The 662-nt window shown below is 58.8% G+C and carries 1 pseudogene; it reads right to left on the reverse strand.

The features are described from left to right. Positions 1-522, reverse strand: a pseudogene (locus tag ACWGTO_RS33720) (IS110 family transposase); the annotation flags it as partial. Positions 523-662 lie beyond the last annotated feature (140 nt).

Genomic DNA, 662 nt, shown 5'->3' on the forward strand with positions numbered 1-662 from the left:
GCGATTGACGTGGGCGACGCGCTCAGCGGTCAGTGTCTTGCGCTCGCGGCAGACCCGGCGATGATCTTCTTCTTCGGGCGACGGAGCACGCACCATGGCACATACCCGTGGCTCGCCGCGTTTGTAAGCCATCAAGGTCCGAAGTAGCGCCTCACCGTCGATGCGATCCGTCTTCGCTCGTCGGCGCCGGCGTGATGTTGCGATCGAGGCTGGATCCACGACATGGCTTTCGAGCGCCTCCTTCTCAAGCACCCGATGAACCCAGAAGCCGTCGAGACCGGCCTCCTGGATCGTGACGATCGGATAATTGCACCCGGTTTTAGCCTGACATCTTTCCCGCAGCTTGAAAAACAGCGCGAACAATCCGCCCACGTCCCCTGCGAAAATGGAATGCTTCGACATCTTCCCACCGTTGCCCGGAGACAGCGAGGTTATCAGCCAGGTCGAGCGGCTGAGTTCCAATGAAACGAAAATTGCGCCAGGATCGGTACGGATGGTGGTTGGCTGTATGGGTGTGGTCATATTCATCGCCTCAGAATAGGTGGTTGGTTGGACGACCTCTAATTTTGCAAAAACGCCGGTCGCCATCCACCCATGGGATCTGGACGGTCAAGTTCACCAAGGCCAAGCCGCAGGCAGATGGCACGATGCCGCCGGTTGAT

This window comes from Mesorhizobium sp. PL10 (assembly GCF_053714315.1).